An 18,419-nucleotide genomic window follows, 5' to 3' on the forward strand; every position below is an offset into this window, starting at 1 on the left:
CACTCGGAAACCAAACGGCGCGCCACGACGGCCGCCGGACTTTCAACGGAGGAGAATTATAATGAAGAAATTACTGATTGCTCTTGCAGCGGCCACTGCACTTCTGGCCTCGCCGGCCCTAGCCCAGGACAAGAAGCTGAAGATCGGCGCGGCGCCCTACGGCCTGAATGCGGAATTCATGCAGATCTGGTCGGCAGCACTCAAGGAACATCCCGCCGTCAAGAACGGCGATGTTGATCTTACCATCTTCGATGGCCGCTATGATGCTCTCGTCCAGCAGGAGCAGGTGAACACGATGATCACGCAGAAGTTTGACGCGATCATCTTCGCGCCGATCGATATCGAAGCCGCCGCAACCGCCGTTCAGGCCGCGCACGACGCCGGAATTCCGGTCGTTGGCTCCAACACCCGCGTGGACTCCGATCTGCTGACCGCCTATGTCGGCTCTGACGACACCGTTTCCGGCTACATGGAAGCGAAAACAGTGCTCGACAAGATCGGCTGCAAGGGCAATGTCGTCATTCTTGAAGGACCGGTCGGCCAGTCCGCGCAGATCTCGCGCCTCCAGGGCAACAAGAAAGCTCTTGCCGAGTGCCCGAATGTGAAGGTTCTGGAAGACCAGACCGCCAACTGGTCGCGTGCCGAAGCCCAGACGCTGATGGAAAACTGGCTGACATCACATCCAGGCCAGATCAACGGCGTCATTGGCCAGAACGATGAGATGGCGCTCGGCGCGATCGAGGCGATCAAGGCTGCGAAGCTCAACGTCAAGGACTTCGCCATTGCCGGTATCGACGGCATCACCGATGCACTCCATGCCGTCAAGCAGGGTACGATGACCTCCATCCTGCAGGATGCCAGTGCACAGGCACAGGGCGCGCTCGATCTCGCGATCTTCGCCGCCAAGAAGGGCAACTATAAGCCGGAATCGAAGATCTGGTCGCAGTATCCCGCCATGCCGTTCAACGATGGCAAGGACAAGAACTACAATGTCCCCTGGACCCCGGTGACGGCTGACAACGTCGACAAGCTGCTCGAAACCCGCAAGTAGAATCAATGCAGGTGGGGCGAAGATTTCGCCCCACCCAATCCCCAGCTAGAGGCTTGAACAAGATGACCGAGACATCCCCAGACATTGATTTGAACTTCCCGTTGTCAGGCAAGATCGCGCTCGTTACCGGCGGCGGCTCCGGCATCGGCGCCGCAGTCGCGGCAGCGTTTGTATCCAAGGGCGCAAAGGTCGCCGTTCTCGATATCAATGTCGATATGGCCACGACAAAGGCAAGTGAGATCGGTGGCGGTGCTGCACCATTTGCCTGCGATGTCTCCGATCCCGCTTCGGTCAACAAGGCCATCAGCGATGTGATCTCGCATTTCGGCGGCATCGATGTCGCTGTCAACAGTGCCGGCGTCGTGTTTCTCGCACCAGCTGAGGATCTGCCGCTAGACTATTGGGATAAAACGATAAACATCAATCTCAAAGGAACCTTCCTCGTAACGCAGGCCGTCGGCCGCGCCATGATTGCCGCCGGTAAGGGCGGCAAGATCGTCAACCTCGCTTCGCAGGCGGGCACGGTCGCCATCGAGGAACACGTCGCTTACTGCGCCTCCAAGTTCGGCGTCATCGGCATGTCCAAGACCTTTGCAGCCGAATGGGGCAAGCACGGCATCTGCGTCAACACCATTTCCCCGACCATAGTTCTGACCGAGCTCGGCAAGAAGGCCTGGGCCGGCGAAAAGGGCGAGGCTGCGAAGAAACGCATCCCCACCGGTCGCTTCGCATATCCGCAGGAGATTGCAGCCGCGGCTGTTTTCCTCTCCTCGGCCGGTGCGGACATGATCAACGGCGCCGATCTTCTGATCGATGGCGGCTACACAATTCTTTGAGCGTAAGCGCTCGACAATTCGACAGGAGAGACCATGCAGCGGTTCATCAACAACCCCGATGAAGTCGTTGAAGACACTGTAAAAGGCTTCATCAAGGCGCATTCGGATATCGTTCGTCTGGCCGAAAACCCACGCGTCGTCATCGCCAAGAATGCTCCCCACGCCGGAAAAGTCGGGGTGATCACCGGCGGCGGCTCGGGGCATGAACCGGCCTTCATCGGCTACACGGGCAAGAACATGCTGGATGCGGTCGCGGTCGGCGAACTCTTCTCTTCGCCGACGGCCAAGAGCTTCCATGATGCCATTCGCGAAGCCAATGGTGGCCGCGGCGTGATCTGCCTCTACGGCAACTACGCGGGTGACAACATGAACGTCAAGATGGCAATCAAGCTCGCCGCCAAGGACGGTATCGAGGTCGCAACTGTGGTCGCAAATGATGACGTCTGCTCCGCTCCGCCGGAGGAACGCGAGAAGCGCCGCGGTGTGGCTGGCGAGATCTTCATGTGGAAGATCGGCGGCGCCAAGGCGGCGACTGGCGCAAGCCTCGAAGAGGTACGCGTCGCCGCTCAGAAGGCGATCGACAGTTGCCGCTCCGTCGGCATCGGACTTGGTCCCTGCACCCTGCCCGCTGTCGGTCATCCGAATTTCCAGATCGAGCCTGGCACGATGGAAGTGGGCATCGGCCATCATGGCGAGCCCGGCGTTCGCGTTGAGCCCCTGAAGACCGCCGCTGAAATTGCCGAGACGATGTGCCAGATCGTTCTCGACGATCACGACCTAGCCGCCGGCACGGAAGTCGCTGTCCTCGTATCCGGCCTCGGGGCTACACCGGTCAACGAGCTCTACATCCTGAACGACACGATCGAGGCGAAGATCTCCGAGCGCGGTCTGAAGATCTACAAGACTTATGTCGGCAACTATTTCACCTCGCTTGAAATGGTCGGCGCGACACTGACCGTCATGGCGCTCGACCCGGAGCTGAAAAAGCTTCTGGATGTCGAAATTCAATGCACGACGCTGCTCTGAGGGGAACGCAATCATGCAGACATTCAACAATGCAACGGCGGGCGACATCGTGCTCGCGATGGCTGACCGCATCGTCGAAAACCGCGCCTATCTGAGCGAGATCGACGGCAAGATCGGCGATGGCGATCACGGCGTGAACATGGCCAAGGGTTTCGGCATGGCGTCGGAGCGCCTGAAGGGCAAAAACCTCTCACTCGCCGCTTCGCTCGACACGCTGGGCACGATCCTAATGACGGAGATCGGCGGATCGATGGGTCCGCTCTATGGCGTCATGTTCACCGAGTTCGCCGAGAAACTGGAAGGTGTCGAAGCGATCGACAGCGCCACCTATAGCCGGATGCTGCATGCCGGCCTGGAAGGCATCCAGGCGATCGGCTCGGCAAAGCTTGGCGACAAAACGCTGCTGGATACGCTAATTCCGGCAATCGAAGCCTTTGACGCTACGGATGCCGCCAGCAAATCCTTTGCTGAAGCGCTCGATGCTTTGGTAGCGGCGGCCGAGGCCGGGCGCGACTCCACGCTCAACTTGGTCGCCAAGATCGGTCGGGCCAGCCGGTTGGGCGAGCGCTCGCTCGGCGTGCTTGATGCCGGGGCAACATCCTGCGCCATCATCCTGAAGGAGCTTTCCTTGGGCGCTCGTTCGAGGCTGCAATAGATAGGCACATTTGATCTCCCAAGGCTGCGCGATCCCATGACCCTGCATGGGGCCGCGCGCCGCCCCCGTCCGAAGAAGCATTTGCAAACATACGCCATTGCTTTCATGTTCAGGCGGAAAAAAGGGAATTGTGAATCATCATGACAGGCAAGGCATCTTCGGTCAGCAAAACGGGTGGAAGCAAAGCGGGCGTGCCGGACGCGCTCGACGCTATGCCGCTGCGCTATGGCGATGATCCTTATGTATGGGCTTGCTGGCTCTATTATGAAGACGGCAAGACCCAGGGCGATATCGCCGAGATCATGGGCATTTCGCGGGCAACCGTGAACAGCTACCTGGCCGACGCACGCAGCCGCGGCATCGTCAATATCTCGCTCGAACCCTCGCGCCTGAGTTCGCTCTCCATCGCACAGGAACTCAAACGCCATTTCGGGCTGCATGACTGTCTCGTGGTGCCGAGCGACGATGGAACACGCCCGTTGATCGATCGCCTCGGGACAGCAGGCGCGCAGGCCATCGCCAGACTGCTGAAATCCGGCGACACGCTCGCCCTTGCCTGGGGCCGCACGGTTCTGGCAATCGCCGAACAGTCCAATGTTCCAAACCTGCAGGATGTCACGATCGTTCAGGCGACCGGCGGCACGCGGGCGCGTTTCGCCTATACGCCGGAGCTCTGTGCCGCGGCCTTCGCGAATGCCGTTGGCGGCAAGCTGATCAATATTACGGCTCCGGCGATTGTCTCGACGACGGAGGTCCGCGATATCCTGCTGCGCGAGCCGTTGATCGAAGATCAGTTTTCGATCCTTTCCAAAGCCAACAAGGCCCTCTTCGGCATATCGTCGTTGCGGCCGAATTCGACGATCCACACGAGCGGCTTCTTCGAATCCGTCTCGCTTCAGGATTATCTGGCCAAGAATGCCGTCGGCGTCGTCGCTGGCCGCTTCATCGATCCGAAAGGCCAGCCGGTCGCTGGTCCGCTCGATGACAGAACCATCGGCATATCCCTCGACATGCTCAAATCGATCGGGCTGCGCATCGCGGTCGCTGGCGGCTTCGATAAGGTGCCAGCCATTCTTGCCGCATTGCGCGGCGGCTATATCAATGTGCTCATCACCGATGCGGCCACCGGTAGCGGCATTCTGAATGCGGATGGGGTGACGGAGTTCGACCCGAAGGCAACCCAGCGCCCGAAAGCGGATAACAGCGTTGCGCTGCCCAGCAGCTATCGCACGCATATCAAGAAGTTCCTGAACAATCCCGATGATGTCGTCGACGAGATGCTGGATGGTGTCGTCAAGGCGCATGCGTCCTATCTCGCGCCGATCAAGGGATCGAACCGGGCACTGGTCGCGCGCAACGGCCCTCGGCCGCAAAAGGTCGGCCTGGTCATCGGTGGCGGCACGGGCCACGAGCCTGGCTTTCTCGGCTATGTCGGCAAGGGTCTCGCCGACGCCGTCGCCATCGGCAATATCTTCTCGTCGCCCCCGCCGACGCCTATCCTCGAATGCGCCAAGGCTGCTTCCGGCGGAAAAGGCGTGCTCTTCGTCTACGGCAATTATGCCGGCGACGTCATGAACTTCGAGATGGCTGCGGAAATGGCGCAGGAACAGGAGATCGACGTTCGGACCGTATTGACGACGGACGACATCGCGTCGTCCCCTATCGAAGACAGGGAGGGTCGCCGCGGCGTTGCGGGCAATTTCTTCATCTTCAAAATTGCAGGTGCGGCCTGCGACAGGGGCCTCTCGCTCGACGCCTGCGAGGCCATAACGCGCAAGGCCAATGACAGGACCTTCACCATGGGTGTTGCGCTGGAGCCCTGCTCGCTGCCGCAGACGCGACGCCACAATTTCGAGATTGGGCCAGACGATATCGAGTTCGGTATGGGCATTCATGGAGAGCGCGGCGTCACCCGCGAAAAAATGATGAGTGCGGACGAGATCACGGACCGGGTCATGGACCGTATTTTCTCCGAGATGAAGCCTGCCGCCGGCGACCGGATCGCTGTGCTGATTAACTCCTTCGGCGCGACGCCGCTGATGGAGCTGTACATCCTGTTCCGGCGCGTCGCACAGCGGCTGAGCGCCAAGGACATCAAGATCGAGGCGAACTGGGTGGGACACTACTGCACGTCGCTCGATATGGTCGGCGCATCCATATCCATTTTGCATCTCGATCAGGAGCTGACGGAATTGCTGTACCACCCATGCGATACCTTCGCTCTGAGGGTCGGATGATCGAATAAGAATGTTGCCCAGCAAGCCCTAGGGACTGCTGGGATCGGGAGGAAGACGATGTCAGAAAAAGCCGCGCGATGCCTGAGCGGCATGTTTCAGCGCATATCCATCGCGATCAATGCCGGGAAGGATCACCTCTCGGAATTGGACGGAGCGATAGGAGACGCCGACCACGGAATCACCATGTCCCTCGGCTTTATGGCCGTGAACGCCGAACTGACGAAGCTCGACCTCGCGCAGGCGTTACCCTCGGAGATCTTCGCCGTCGCCGCCTCGGCCTTTCTGGATGCCGTCGGCGCTTCGACCGGACCGCTTTACGCGACAGGTTTCCGCAGGGCTTCGCAAGCGCTGAAATCGGATGAATCGCTCTCGCCGGCCTGCCAGGCGATGATCGTCGACGAAATGAGGGCCGGTATTCAGCAGCGCGGCAAGGGACAACGTGGCGATAAGACGATGCTCGACGCCTGGATCCCCGCCGCCGAAGCCGCCATCAACGCGAGCGCGCGCGAACTCGCCGTTGCCGGCATGTGGAACGCCATCCTGGAAGCCGCTGAAGCCGGCGCGAACTCGACAAGCTCTATGGTCGCGGCCCGCGGGCGGGCGGCGCGGCTAGGCGAGCGATCTTTGGGACATATCGATCCAGGTGCGGCTTCGGCCGTGATCATCTTGCGGGCAATGCGGGATGCGTTTGTGGAAGCGCGACTGAACAACAGCTAATGTTTTCTTAGTATACAATGAACTGGCCCTGCGGAAAAACACCAGAAAATCCGCACGGAAAGTGCCCACGGAAATAATATAACGAAAGAGAGGAAAAAATGCCGGCTCCTATTGAGGAGTATTGATGGAATGGATGCCCCCTACCGACGGCATCGCGATGTGTCAAAGTGACGTTCGCCAAAACGTCACCTAGAGGAGAGAGCATCCATGAAGGAAGTTAGCATTGTCGGCCTGGACCTTGCAAAGCGGGTGTTTCAAGTTCATGCCGCAGGAAGCGATGGTAGCGTTGTCCTGCGCAGAAAACTGTCACGCAGTCATGTCCTTGCGTTCTTTACAGAATTGCCGAAGTGCATCGTTGCGATGGAGGCGTGCGCCACCGCCCATTATTGGGCACGAGAGATTGGCAAGCTTGGTCATGACGTGCGCTTGATCCCGCCGGCTTACGTGAAGCCCTTCGTCAAGCGGCAAAAGAATGATGCTGCCGACGCCGAAGCTATCGTTGAAGCCGCTACTCGCCCGTCCATGCGGTTCGTAGCATCCAAGACAGAAAGCCAGCAGGCCTGTTCGATGATCTTCCGGACGCGGGATCTGTTCTTTCGTCAGCGAACGCAGCTTATCAACGCTTTGCGCGCCCATCTTGCCGAGCATGGGGTTATCGCGCCACAGGGAACTGCTAACTTGCCTTTGCTCACGCAGATCATCGAGGAAGACCGCTCCGGCCTCGAACTTATTGTCGTGGAAACCGCTCGGCTTTATCTTGAGCAGATTGAGGCGCTCTCTTCTCGAATCATTGGCTTGGAAAAGGCGCTCAAGTCGGAGGCAAAACGCTCTGAGAACACGGCTCGATTGATGTCCATGCCAGGAATGGGACCAATCACCGCCATGGCGATTGAGGCTTTCGCCCCAACCATGACGACATTCCGCAAGAGCCGAGACTTCGCGGCCTGGCTAGGTCTGGTACCGAGACAGCATTCGAGCGGAGGAAAGCAGGTACTTGGACGAACATCGAAGATGGGTCAGCGCGACATCCGACGGCTTTTGATCATCGGCGCAATGACCGTGATCCGATGGGCATGCCGGAAGGCTCCTCCGGAGAACTCATGGCTTGCACGGATGTTGGCGCGTAAGCCCCGCATGCTCGTTGCAATTGCTCTTGCGAACAAAATGGCGCGAACGATCTGGGCCATGATGACGAAGAACGAAATTTACAGGAATTCTAGCCCAGCCGCGGCCTAGCAAAACGCTGCGCTGTTGCCAGGCGGAATCGTCGGCGTGTGAGGAGGTCAACGAACGGTAAGGACAAAGATCGGTGAGAGTGAGCCTGGAAATGCATCCGGAGCAATGAGCTAAGAGCTCGCAGTATTGATTTGCACCAGGTTCGCGTAAATCCATACCGGCCAGCGGCCAAGATCAGGTCGCGACGAAAGGCCTGATACATGACCGCACCCGATCACACGACCAAATCGCTCGATAAAAGCCTTGCATGAACGGGGGCATCCATACATGCTCCGGTACTGACACCAAACTAGAGCAACTGCTTCCGTGGAGCTAGCAGCCCTCGTTCCCAAGGCAAGAGCAGACTGTCGAACCGGCAACCTTCAGCGGTGGATTGCTTTGGCAATAGCCCCTCCAACTCCAAAGAGCGCAACATATGATTTGGGCTATCACTTCAGTTCTGGCATTTTATCTCGGAGCACTAAACACTTTGCTTGCCCGTGTGGCGGGGACATGCACCCAAGGAGAAGCGGACCGCCTTTGGGGCGTGGTGATATCTATTCCTTTCTATCTCGTCGCAGTGCTTGGTCTGTTTCAGACAAAATACCTCAGAGCGGCGACGATTGCTTGCAGCCCCGTTTTCCTCTTCACACTCTGGCAAGCTGCCTTCGCCGTCAGGCTCTCATTCGACATTCTCGTTTACGATGCCAGTGCTTGCGAAGTTCTCGAGGGCATGCCTTATCCGAATAGCGGAGCGGAGATCGCATTTGCTGTTCTCTGGCCTCTCGTTGGATTTGGAACCCTCGTGGCCTTAACGTTGGTCTACATCCTACGCCGACCGCAGAACGGTCTCGGTCAAAGATAAAAGCCGAACGGCATTTCGCAATTGTAACGACAAGGCGGTCTTCACCGAAGGGTTACTTTTCCTCACCGCTAAGCTCGCTTGCTGATCTCATCCAGGAAGAAGGTGCCAAAACTTTCCGCCAAACGTTCACCCGGATTCGTCACAGAGGCAGCCGGCGTCCATTCTACGACGGGATACTCGTCTTCTGAGTTCACGACGGAACTATCAAGGCAGAAAATGGGACCATAACCGCTGCTCATAATGGTGATATGGGTCCCAGGAAAGCCGGCAAGTTTGCGATTCTCCAAAGTCTGCCAAACCATGCTGGGCACAGAACTGCCGGGTATCTTGTTGGCGATGATTCCGTAGAATTCGGCATCATCAAATGAGCCTACCCCCAAAGTCGTCAGGAACATGCAATAGCTGGGTGGCATTCGAATACCCAACATCTGCTCTGCAGCGTCGACATTGTCGTCCGGTGCCGGGCCGAAGAAATCTGAGGCGGCTGGTTTAGCTCGCACAATTGCAAGCGCCTGCTCAAAGGCCAGTAGTCCTTTCATGGAAATTACGTGGTTCTCCAGATAACATCTCAAACTCTCATACGCCGAATAGTGCTATGTTGTCGTCATATTCCGAGTTTACTGCCGAAGTTCGAGAAGGATCATCATTGCCTGTTTTTTCTTCGTTAACGCCACGTCAGCAGAAGACCGCCCGGCGGCATTCTTGCGGTGGGGATTTTCACCTTTTTTTATAAGCAGTTCAATCAGCGGCAAACGGGGGCCTGGGTAGAGCACTGCTGTCCACAATCCGTCATTACCATATTTGTCGAGACAACTCAGATTGGCGCCCTTGTTGATAATACTTGCCGGGAGATCCTTCATGTCTCGTGAAATTGCATACTATAGGGCTGTTTGGCCATTGTCGTCCTGATGATCTAATGGAACTTCAGCCTGCAGAATCGTCTCAGCATATTCGGCTCTATAAGCGGTCGCCTCCTGAAGATAGCTGCGATTATCTTGACTGATCTCAGTTACATCCTGGATCACATCGGGATCGAAATTAGGGTTTGTCCGCAATTCCGCGAAAAGATCCACCATTCTTTCTACTCCGCTTCGCGGCGAGGACTGCAACTCAAGATGACTAAGTCGCCAGGCCGCTTCGGAAGAAATTGCGAAGTCGCTGCTTAGCTTTGCCGAAGCACTGCAGAAAGCTACCGCGGCCCTATCGGGCGCACCACGACCGACTGTCCATATCCTCGCGCGTCGATCAGATTGTATTCCATGGTCTGCGCGACGATAGCAAAATGCTCAGGCGCCTTCAGGCGCTTGAGGTGAGAAAAAGCTCAAGACTTGGTCTCCAAGAGCAGTTTGACATCTATGCGGCCTCTTGCCGTTCGGCAACTCCGACCCATGGGCTGAGAAGCTTCAGCGCCATTTCATCCGCCTCGACAAATGCTTGAGATAAACGCGCCATATCAAGGCATTGGCTCGCATCCATGACGAATTTTCTGGAAGGCACGAGGCACCAAACGTCAATCATCCAATCGGACGTACTGCCGTATATTGCCCCCTTTCAAATTTCATCAGATGGAAGGTGCCCAACTGGGCCAGGATTGTGAAATGCTCAAGCGCCTTTACACGCCGGATGTTCTCGATCCGCCGCATGGGACTATCCAGACCGACTATCGCAACCGCTGGAAAGTAGCCGTAGCATTCGTCTCGTTCCAATAAGCCGTAAGACGATACACAGCGATCGAACATAGGCTCGCCTTGAGCGTCGAATTCTTCGTAGTCTCTACGGTCTGAGACGAGTAGCGAGCGAGCGAGAATGTTTGGATCCGAACTGCGTTCCCGCTTTTCAAAGCCGGGGGGCAGGATGAATTCGGTTGGTGCGAGCTTGCTGGATGTCAATCGCAGATCAACAAGATCGATCTCGAAGTGATCATGTCGCTCAGACCAGCAAACGAGCCGACCAAACGCGGATTGTGCGATCACGAAGCAATCTTTGTGGCTAAAATCAGAATCCGCGCCGAAAACCAAAGCGAGGATGGACGAAAATTCCGCCGGATCACAATATTGTACCTTTCGATCGAAATAGTCACCCAGCCCATATGCGCGCAAAAAATCCATAAAGCTGCTGGGCAGGCATTTAGAAAGGCGGGCATCCTGCTCCACCGTGAGTGGAATGCATCTCTGTGGCGGCCCTATTTCGTCAATCGTGTCCGCAAAAAAAGAATCAAGCATTTTACACCCATGCTATCGTTATTTTTCGCCGCGTATCTTTAGTTCGACCTTCGTAAGGCTTCCAGCTTTTCGCCCTGCAGACGTCCCGCGACAACCAAACGACAATCGCTTGCTATCACCCCAATCAGTACGGCAGTGGATTATTTCCTTTCGAACCGGCGACCGCGACTCAGAACGAGTTGCTCACCACACCGTTTCGCAAGAGCTTGCGAAGTCGCTGCTTAGCTTCGCCGAAGCACTGCAAAAGGCTACCGCGGGCCTATCGGGCGCACCGCGACCGACTGTCCATATCCTTGCACGTCGATCAGATTATATTCCATGGCCTGCGCGACGATAGCAAAATGCTCAGGCGCCTTCAGGCGCTTGAGGTGAGCAATATCCGCAATTCCGCCAAGGGCTAAAGCGGGCACGAAACCATAACATTCGCCAATTTCGAGAGACCCTAGCTTCTTGGCTGCCCGCTTGAATAGGGGCTTACCGGCGTCGTCTTCAAAATCCAGCGCCTGATCCGATAGCCAAAATGGTACCGAGACCGCATTGACTGCCATCGGTCCTGCATGCTGACCCTTGACAAAGTTCTTGTGTGTCAAACGCCCTTCATAAATACTGATATTGCCATACCCGTACTCTTCCATCCAGAAGAAGATGACACCAAAAGCGGAGTATGCGAAAGCATGGCAATTGTCGTGCGAAAAATCTCTGTCAGCGCCCAAGATAAGAGCAAGAACTCCCCTCATATCGTCGGGATGGCATGATTGAATGAGGCCGTCACGCAAAACCGACCGACCAATATTGAAGCAAAAATCGGCAACTTGGTTTGGAAAAAATCTCCGGAGCGCTAAATGCTCCTGGTCCGTAAACGGGATCTTCAAAACCGGATTCCCATATTTATGCACTATATCTTCATAAATCTTATTCATACAAACGCTGCTTCAGCCGATTTTCCTCACAACTTTCGATACACCGTAGCCCTCAACATCAACAAGATTAAAATCATTTGTCTGCGCTACGATGGCAAAGTGCTCGGGTGACCTAAGACGCTTCAGATATTGAAGCTCTGGAGACCCGCCAAGTGCCAAGGCGGGCACGAAGCCATAGCACTCCCCTATCTGGAGCGACCCTAGTTTCTTAACGGCGCGCTTGAAAAGCGGTTTATCGTTCACATCGTAAAAGTCTGCATCCGTACCGAATGGCGTTATAAAGGTGCGATCGGTATTGGCATCTCTCGACAGGTTTTTCGTCAGCAAGCGACACGTCACGCTCCCCGCGATGATGTCAACTATCGTCAGCCCGTAATCCCTGTGCCAACAAAAAATCTCGCCAAAAGCGCTGTAGGCGTATGCATGGCAATTTTGATGGGAGAAAGTCTCATCGCCACCAAAAATCAAAGTCAATACTGAGTTCTGATCATCAGGGTGGCAGATCTGGATTTGTCCATCTTGAAAAACTGCGCGGCCAAAGGCGCTCATAAATGCGATTAGCTCCTCCGGAAATTTCCCAGCTAATTGGTGCATTTCCTCTTTAGCGAAAGCTACATGTAATTGGGGGGCACCGAAATCCTCTATATACTCTGCAGCCTCCCTCGATAGCTTCATCTCAACACTTCCTCAGTTCGAAATTCCTTTTTTTGCCTAAATTCTTGGCGTCATTTCACGTAGTCTTCCAGCGATTATGATCCGCGATCTCTCCGCTGCGAATCGAGGGGTCCAAGGAAACTTCAGAAGAATCACAATGGATGACCAGATTTAGCAATCTCATATTGAGCTCTGATACGTATCAAGCAGCACTGGCGAAAGGTAAGCTGCCGACGCTCAACTAGCCAATCGGCCGCACCGCCTGCAGCCCGCCTGAAACAGGTTTGGTAAGATAGAAGCGCTGTAACTGGGCAAGGAAGGTGAAATGCTCAAGTGCCTTCACTCGCCTAATGTGCTCTACGCTTTGCGCTGGGCCGAAAGCGCCGGCAATCGCTAAAGCAGGGAAGAAACCATAGCATTCGCTTGTCTCGTTTGCGCCGTAGGCGTGTTGGCATGCTGCAAACATCGGAGTACCGGCAACATCCAGGAAATCTGCCTCTTCTTCATCCGGAATCATGCCCGACGCAATATGCTCCGCACTCGCTTTGGGCGGCCAGTTTTCCGATGTTGTAAGAGCTCTGCAATAAATGACATTCAGGGGCAACTCTATCCGAAAATTGTAGAGCTTGTCTGACCAACAATAAAGAACACCGAAAGCAGTGTAGCCGAAGACGTGGCAATCCCGATGGTGAAAATCGTCGTCGGCACCGAATACCAGCGCAGTGACCGCCCGCATCTCCTCCGGATTGCACATGGTAAATAGACCATTGTGAAAAGAGCAGAAGCCCTTTTCCTTGATAAAATCGACCACTACCTGCGGCAGCATCCGATGCAACTCCGAAAGTTCCGCGTTCGATGCGCGCCGGATTTGTCTGACTGGGCCATACTCGTCCAAGGCATATTGAAAATTTTCATGAATTGCCGGCATGATCTATTTACACCTCTTCAACTCGACATGCATCTTTTCAGCGGCTCGACCACTGCGGCGCATACGTTCTGCCTCTTCTCCCAATGAGGCGGCGCGCCCCTTCTGAGTCCAGCTGCTTCCAATGTGAGAATTTACGTCACCCGCCCCAAGTATCGGATTGCCAGCCGCATCTCTAGAAAATACTGTCGGATTACCACCCGCGACCATATCAAGAAAGTGAGTAGCGTGAAGTCCCTGCATATGATTCTTAATATCCACGTCAGACCAGCCCTTATCTTTTAACATTTGTTTGTATTCATTTCGATGCTGGGTCTGTGCATAAGGTTGCCTAAGGGCGTCGGTACCTCCTGCCTTATCAAGCACCCAGTGGGAATAAGCCATATCATCAGCGGTCATATCGTTGATCGTCTTCATTTGCTCGTCAAGCTGACGATCATATTCCGCAAGATCAATGCCAGGAGGTGCTTCGAAGCAATCCACGTGATGGATGCGCGTACTTCGCGCGCCGTCCTTCCCCTCTTCCTTCGCCTCGCGCGCGCGCTCCGCCTGCTTTTCCTTTTCCCTGATTTCCTCTGCTTCTTTCCTAAGTTTCTCGGCCTTTTTCAGATCGCCAAGTTCTTCCGCAACCTCGGCGGCTCTCTCGAGCATCTTCAGCTTTTTCAATGGGTTGACGATCTCAACCGCGATGCCAGCGACCGCACCGACCGCACCGGCAACGCCGTGCTTCTCGTAGCCCGCCTCAACGCCATGCCAAGCCCCGACGGCTTGATCCTTCGCCCAGCCGCCCGTCGCCTTTGCGCTGCCAACCGGATCGTTCCACACCTCACCAGCCACATGCGCTGCGCCGCCGGCAATATTCTTCGTGCCCTGCCAGATCTCCGAGCCGGTCGGAATGCTATCATAGGCGGATTGAGCGTCCCGGCCGATCTGAGATGGGTCGTTCCACCATTCGCCAACCTTGTTGAATATTCCCTCGCCGCTGGACGCCGTGCCCGATGTTGCCGTCATCCCCTTCCAGAAATCGCCACCCGTGTCTTTCGCGGCATCCCACCAACTCCTGTCCTGGGCATCGTTACCGTCGGGTGGCATATCCATCGCCGTGGATTTCACATTGACATACTCCCCAGGGCAGTTGCCGTTATTCAATGTGCAACGATCGGTGTGACGTTGCACCGGAACGCCATTTGCTCGAACGATGTTGGATGATGTGACTGGCGTTACGACATTTCCCACCGTGCCTGATTTCACGCCTAGGCCCGTACCAGGTTGGTCTCCGTATGTAGCCGTGAAACGTGAATCGGAACGCTTGATGACATCGCCATTGGATCTCACGTCCGGAGAATAGTTCTGTTTATCATCAGCCTTGCCCCATACCATGTATGGCACGGGTGCAGTTGGCGATTTGCAGACATCCGGCGACAAGCAAATCGCAATTGCACTGCTGTCATCTGGAATAAGCTCCGGTGGCGGCGGAACAGCGGCGGTGGGGCGTGTCTGCTCCACAGGCTTCGCCGCCTCCTTCTTGGGAGGTGGCCAAGGCCCGTCATATTTGAGCATGGGGCTGCTGCCGTCCGGCGTCTTTGTAAGCAACGTGCCAGACATCGGGGGGCCGATGATTTTGGTATCGGGAGGGAGGCCATAAAGAGCGGCAAAGTCCCCATCATAAATTGGGTCTGGAAATTGCCTCTCGCCCATCACGCCACTCCTTCGACGGAACTTGCGAAGGCAAGACGCGGCAGGCCGCGGCGCTCCGGCCAGGGGAAACCAATTCGCCACGTCAGGAAAACACGCCCGACACCGGGCCGCATGTCGAAGTGGACACCGTCGAGCACCATGGGACCCCGCGCCGGCCCCATGCCTCGATCGATCGTAGCCTCCAGCCGGATGTTGGGGAGACGACCGCGAAACATCCCCAGTCCCGGCAAAAGGTGATCTAGTTCGAAAGGCTCGTCACCCCGTAGCCAGGGATCCGCCACCAGGTCGGGATGCGCCGCCTGCCAGAAGGAAAAATCGAAGTCGCGCGGAAGCAGCGGATGCCGATCGTTCAGCCAGGCGTCGTCATAGGTACCGGCTTTCTGGATCCGATCCTCCCAGAATGGCGAAAGCGGACCAAGGCCCGCCGGCGCTGGCCTATCATTGACAGAGCGAATGGGCGCATCCGCGTCCTCGATCTGCGGCGCCGGCCATTCTGGTCTTTCGAAGAATTGATCCTCGTTGACAAGTCCAACCCCCACCGGATTCCGTTCGACTGCCTCGCCGTCCTCGAGCCGCCCACCGAACGCAAACCGCCAATCGATTGGGACATGGGTTACGGCGTCGCCCGCGGTCAACTCCCAGCCGTCAAGGGCATCCTCTTTCTTCTTGTCGACCAGCCCGCGCCAGGTCTTGCGGGTCTTCGCACGCCAGAAACGTGGTCCGTGGACGCGCAGTCGTTTCTGAACGGGACCGACTTTGAGGCCGCATATCCACGAAGAAGCTGCCACACCGTCCGGAGCAAAGGCGGCACCGATGAAGGTTACGTCCGTGCCCGGCTTGAACGGTGCCAGATCCGTGCAGGCCATTTGCGGCGTCTGGTGCGGATCGCCGTCATAGGCATCCGACATGACTAGTGGCCGCTGGACATCAGCCATGACCAGCGGACCACCATTCGCCAGCTTGAACGTGCCTCTGGCGACAACGACACCAAGCAGATCGCCCGCCAGGTTGTACTGGCGAAAAGCGAGCGAGGGAAAGGGCGTGCGATTATCGACCGACATCAGCGCGTCAGCCCTGCGCCGTCGTATCCGACGAGGTCGGCGATGCCTCGGCAAAGCCGCCGCCTGGCTTATTGAGATCGACGACCTTGCCGTTGATCTGTGTCGGTCCGGATGCCGTGAAGTTGAAATGCGTCCCCAGAATGATGACCGTGCCGTCCTGACGCATGATGAACTTCGAAGCACCGCATTCGATGACGAACTCTTCGCCGACGATTACCTTCTTGAATTTACCGACCTTTTCGAGCGATGTCTGACCGACATTCGTGACCTTGCTCACGCCAATCTGCTCAACGCGGGCAACACCGACAGTATCCGACTTGAAAGAGCCGACAATGGTATTCATGATCCCCGGTAACGGGAAAAGATCCGACGCGGCGCTTCCAACACCACTTCCCGATCCCGCCAGCGCCGTACCTGCATCGGCACGCGGACTAGGGCCAGAGACGACACCTTCACGGCTGCCAAGGCCGCCGGCACTTAAGAAGCCAAGGGCAGAGGACGCCAGCGTACCGGCAAATGCGGCAAGGCCGGCTCCGCCTCCGCCGGCGATCTGACCTGCCTGGGAAAGTAGCCCGGCCGTCTGTCCCGAAAGCCCTTGCACCGCTCCCATCAAGGCCACCGCCATCGGGCCTGTACCACCGACCACCGTATTAACCGATCCGCCGATCTCATGCTTCTGATTGCCGCTGACCTCGACCGCACGGTTGCCGCCGATGGAGGCGACTTCGTGGCGGTCGACGCGTTTGGTGCGGTCGTTGCGGATGCGTGTCGTCTGGTCCTTCTGGGCGTGGAAGAACATGTTCTCGCGGCCGGCATCATCCTCGAAGGTCATTTCGTTGAAGCCGGTGCCCTTGTGCGTGTTGGAGCGCATGACCATGCGGGTCTTGTTGCCCGGCAGGTCGTAGGGCACGCCATTGCTCGGGTTCGGCACGACGCCCGTCACCAGCGGCCTGTCCGGATCGCCGTCGATGAAGGCGACCATGACTTCCATGCCGATGCGCGGAATAACCTGGCCGCCCCAGGAGCCGCCCGCCCAGTTCTGGGCGACACGCACCCAACAGGTGTCCGATCCGTCCTTCTTTGCCTTTCGATCCCAAGGGTACCAGAGTTTGATGCGGCCATATTGGTCCGGATGGATCTCCTCGCCGTCGGGACCGGCGACGATGGCGACCTGCGTGCCGCGGATGCGCGGCCGCTCGGTCTTGCGATGGGGCGTCATCGGCACGCGTGACGGCACCGCCTCGAACTCGTTGGTATATTCCGGCTGATCCATGTTGGTTTCGTAGGAGGGATCGACGGCGACGTGGGTCGCGCGGATGATCACGTGCTCCTCGTAGACATGTTCGGGATGGGCAACCTCATAGGGTGTAAACCGCCGGCCCGCCTCCAGTATCCGCGATGTCGAACGCCCGACGACGCGATTGTGGTCGGCCTCGCTCGCCTGCATGCGAAGCTTCTGCGCCCGCTCGGCCTCCGAGACAGAGGCGATGCGAGCGGGATATTCGTAGAGCTCGCGCTTCATCGCCCCCGGCATCTGCACCAGCGAAGGCGTGGTGGTGCCCGGCACGATCTGCGGGGTTTCGAAGTTCCAGTCGGCGCCAGCCCGTTGACCGGGGATATAAGCGTAATGCTTCATCCATTCATTGATATGGTTGCGGTCGGTCGACCCCTGAGCGAGACGCACCCTGCTCTCACCCTGCGCTGATGGCGATGGTCCGGCCCATGAGTTCGCGCCATCCGCGACATGCAGCCGGTGGCTGCCATTCTCATGGGAAAACCAGTAGAACAGGCCGTCCTCTTCAAAACGGCGGGTCAGATAGTCCAGATCGGTCTCGCTCCATTGCACCGAATAGTGCTGTGGCGGCGGTGTCGTGAGCACGCCGGAGACGTCGGGTGCCGGAATGCCATGCTCGGAAAACAGCGTTTCGACGATGTCGATGCTGGTCTTGTCCATCCATATGCGGCAGTCCGAGCGCTGCGACAGCAGCCACATTTGCGGCTTCAAGACCATTGAATAGGAGCGCAGCCCGCGCGTGATTGGAGGCCCCTCCTGAAGAGAGGTCACCAGACCGTTGAAGGGACGGCGAACGCCGTCGCCGCCATCTTCGGACTGCTGGACTTCGATAGAGATATCCACCAGGCGGCCGATCAAGTCCTCCGGCTGGATGACTTCCCGCTTGGCGCGCACGGAAAGCCGGATATCGAAAAGCGAGGATACGCCTTCCGTTATCGTCACCCGCTCCGGCAGGAGCTGGTCCGTACCAAGCGGCGAGACGACCCTGAGATTTCGAGTCGCCTGGATGAAATCATTGGCCGAAGGCTGGTCGTTCATCTGTG

At 57.1% G+C, this 18,419-nt stretch carries 19 protein-coding genes; 8 read left to right on the plus strand and 11 right to left on the minus strand.

Annotated features, from left to right (window positions below; all coding sequences use genetic code 11):
* Nucleotides 1-61: 61 nt before the first annotated feature.
* The 8 genes from GA0061101_RS22360 to GA0061101_RS22395 all read left to right on the plus strand — a co-directional run bounded on the left by GA0061101_RS22360 (nt 62) and on the right by GA0061101_RS22395 (nt 8,602).
* A complete protein-coding gene (locus GA0061101_RS22360; protein WP_037199164.1) occupies nt 62-1,051 on the plus strand; it encodes a substrate-binding domain-containing protein in 990 nt (329 codons plus the stop codon).
* 62 nt (nt 1,052-1,113) lie between these two features.
* Nucleotides 1,114-1,887 (plus strand): SDR family oxidoreductase, encoded by a 774-nt coding sequence (locus GA0061101_RS22365; RefSeq protein ID WP_037199213.1) that lies wholly within the window; start codon nt 1,114-1,116, stop codon nt 1,885-1,887.
* Between the two features lie 33 nt (nt 1,888-1,920).
* Nucleotides 1,921-2,913 (plus strand): dihydroxyacetone kinase subunit DhaK, encoded by a 993-nt coding sequence (locus GA0061101_RS22370; RefSeq protein WP_037199165.1) that lies wholly within the window; start codon nt 1,921-1,923, stop codon nt 2,911-2,913.
* Between the two features lie 13 nt (nt 2,914-2,926).
* Nucleotides 2,927-3,568, plus strand: coding sequence for a dihydroxyacetone kinase subunit DhaL (dhaL, locus tag GA0061101_RS22375; protein WP_037199166.1), 642 nt, complete (start codon nt 2,927-2,929; stop codon nt 3,566-3,568).
* Between the two features lie 140 nt (nt 3,569-3,708).
* Nucleotides 3,709-5,805 carry a bifunctional sugar-binding transcriptional regulator/dihydroxyacetone kinase subunit DhaK gene (locus tag GA0061101_RS22380; RefSeq protein ID WP_092574906.1) on the plus strand — a complete coding sequence of 699 codons (2,097 nt, stop codon included), beginning with the start codon at nt 3,709-3,711 and terminating at the stop codon, nt 5,803-5,805.
* Nucleotides 5,806-5,862: 57 nt separating this feature from the next.
* A complete protein-coding gene (gene dhaL, locus GA0061101_RS22385) occupies nt 5,863-6,522 on the plus strand; it encodes a dihydroxyacetone kinase subunit DhaL (RefSeq protein ID WP_037199167.1) in 660 nt (219 codons plus the stop codon).
* Nucleotides 6,523-6,729: 207 nt separating this feature from the next.
* Nucleotides 6,730-7,758, plus strand: a complete 1,029-nt coding sequence (locus GA0061101_RS22390) for an IS110 family RNA-guided transposase (protein ID WP_092574908.1) — start codon at nt 6,730-6,732, stop codon at nt 7,756-7,758.
* A 415-nt stretch (nt 7,759-8,173) separates the two neighbouring features.
* Nucleotides 8,174-8,602, plus strand: coding sequence for a hypothetical protein (locus tag GA0061101_RS22395; RefSeq protein ID WP_092574910.1), 429 nt, complete (start codon nt 8,174-8,176; stop codon nt 8,600-8,602).
* 68 nt (nt 8,603-8,670) lie between these two features.
* Here GA0061101_RS22395 and GA0061101_RS22400 read toward each other — a convergent pair whose 3' ends face one another.
* From GA0061101_RS22400 to tssI, 11 genes are all read right to left on the minus strand, one after another.
* Entirely contained in the window at nt 8,671-9,141 is a 471-nt protein-coding gene (locus GA0061101_RS22400) for an SMI1/KNR4 family protein (RefSeq protein WP_092574912.1), read from the minus strand.
* A gap of 78 nt (nt 9,142-9,219) precedes the next feature.
* The gene (locus GA0061101_RS22405) at nt 9,220-9,462 is read right to left on the minus strand and encodes an ankyrin repeat domain-containing protein (RefSeq protein WP_092574914.1); all 243 of its coding nucleotides are present in this window, start codon (nt 9,460-9,462) and stop codon (nt 9,220-9,222) included.
* An 18-nt stretch (nt 9,463-9,480) separates the two neighbouring features.
* Nucleotides 9,481-9,678 (minus strand): hypothetical protein, encoded by a 198-nt coding sequence (locus GA0061101_RS22410; RefSeq protein WP_092574917.1) that lies wholly within the window; start codon nt 9,676-9,678, stop codon nt 9,481-9,483.
* 277 nt (nt 9,679-9,955) lie between these two features.
* Nucleotides 9,956-10,078: a hypothetical protein gene (locus GA0061101_RS40765; protein ID WP_280518158.1), complete on the minus strand. Its 123-nt coding sequence runs from the start codon at nt 10,076-10,078 to the stop codon at nt 9,956-9,958.
* Nucleotides 10,079-10,116: 38 nt separating this feature from the next.
* A complete protein-coding gene (locus GA0061101_RS22415) occupies nt 10,117-10,824 on the minus strand; it encodes a GAD-like domain-containing protein (protein ID WP_092574920.1) in 708 nt (235 codons plus the stop codon).
* A gap of 248 nt (nt 10,825-11,072) precedes the next feature.
* Nucleotides 11,073-11,744: a T6SS immunity protein Tdi1 domain-containing protein gene (locus GA0061101_RS22420; RefSeq protein ID WP_092574921.1), complete on the minus strand. Its 672-nt coding sequence runs from the start codon at nt 11,742-11,744 to the stop codon at nt 11,073-11,075.
* A gap of 12 nt (nt 11,745-11,756) precedes the next feature.
* A complete protein-coding gene (locus tag GA0061101_RS22425) occupies nt 11,757-12,419 on the minus strand; it encodes a GAD-like domain-containing protein (protein WP_092574922.1) in 663 nt (220 codons plus the stop codon).
* A gap of 220 nt (nt 12,420-12,639) precedes the next feature.
* Nucleotides 12,640-13,326: a GAD-like domain-containing protein gene (locus GA0061101_RS22430; protein WP_092574924.1), complete on the minus strand. Its 687-nt coding sequence runs from the start codon at nt 13,324-13,326 to the stop codon at nt 12,640-12,642.
* A 3-nt stretch (nt 13,327-13,329) separates the two neighbouring features.
* A complete protein-coding gene (locus tag GA0061101_RS22435; protein WP_092574926.1) occupies nt 13,330-15,021 on the minus strand; it encodes a PAAR-like domain-containing protein in 1,692 nt (563 codons plus the stop codon).
* On the minus strand, nt 15,021-16,082 hold the full coding sequence (locus tag GA0061101_RS22440; RefSeq protein ID WP_092574928.1) for a DUF2169 family type VI secretion system accessory protein: 1,062 nt from the start codon (nt 16,080-16,082) through the stop codon (nt 15,021-15,023). The genes GA0061101_RS22435 and GA0061101_RS22440 overlap by 1 nt, the downstream gene beginning before the upstream one ends.
* A 7-nt stretch (nt 16,083-16,089) precedes the next feature.
* Nucleotides 16,090-18,414 carry a type VI secretion system tip protein TssI/VgrG gene (gene tssI / locus GA0061101_RS22445; RefSeq protein WP_092574929.1) on the minus strand — a complete coding sequence of 775 codons (2,325 nt, stop codon included), beginning with the start codon at nt 18,412-18,414 and terminating at the stop codon, nt 16,090-16,092.
* Between the last annotated feature and the right edge of the window lie 5 nt (nt 18,415-18,419).

This window comes from Martinezella lusitana, from assembly GCF_900094565.1.
Classification (GTDB): Bacteria; Pseudomonadota; Alphaproteobacteria; order Rhizobiales; family Rhizobiaceae; genus Rhizobium; species Rhizobium lusitanum.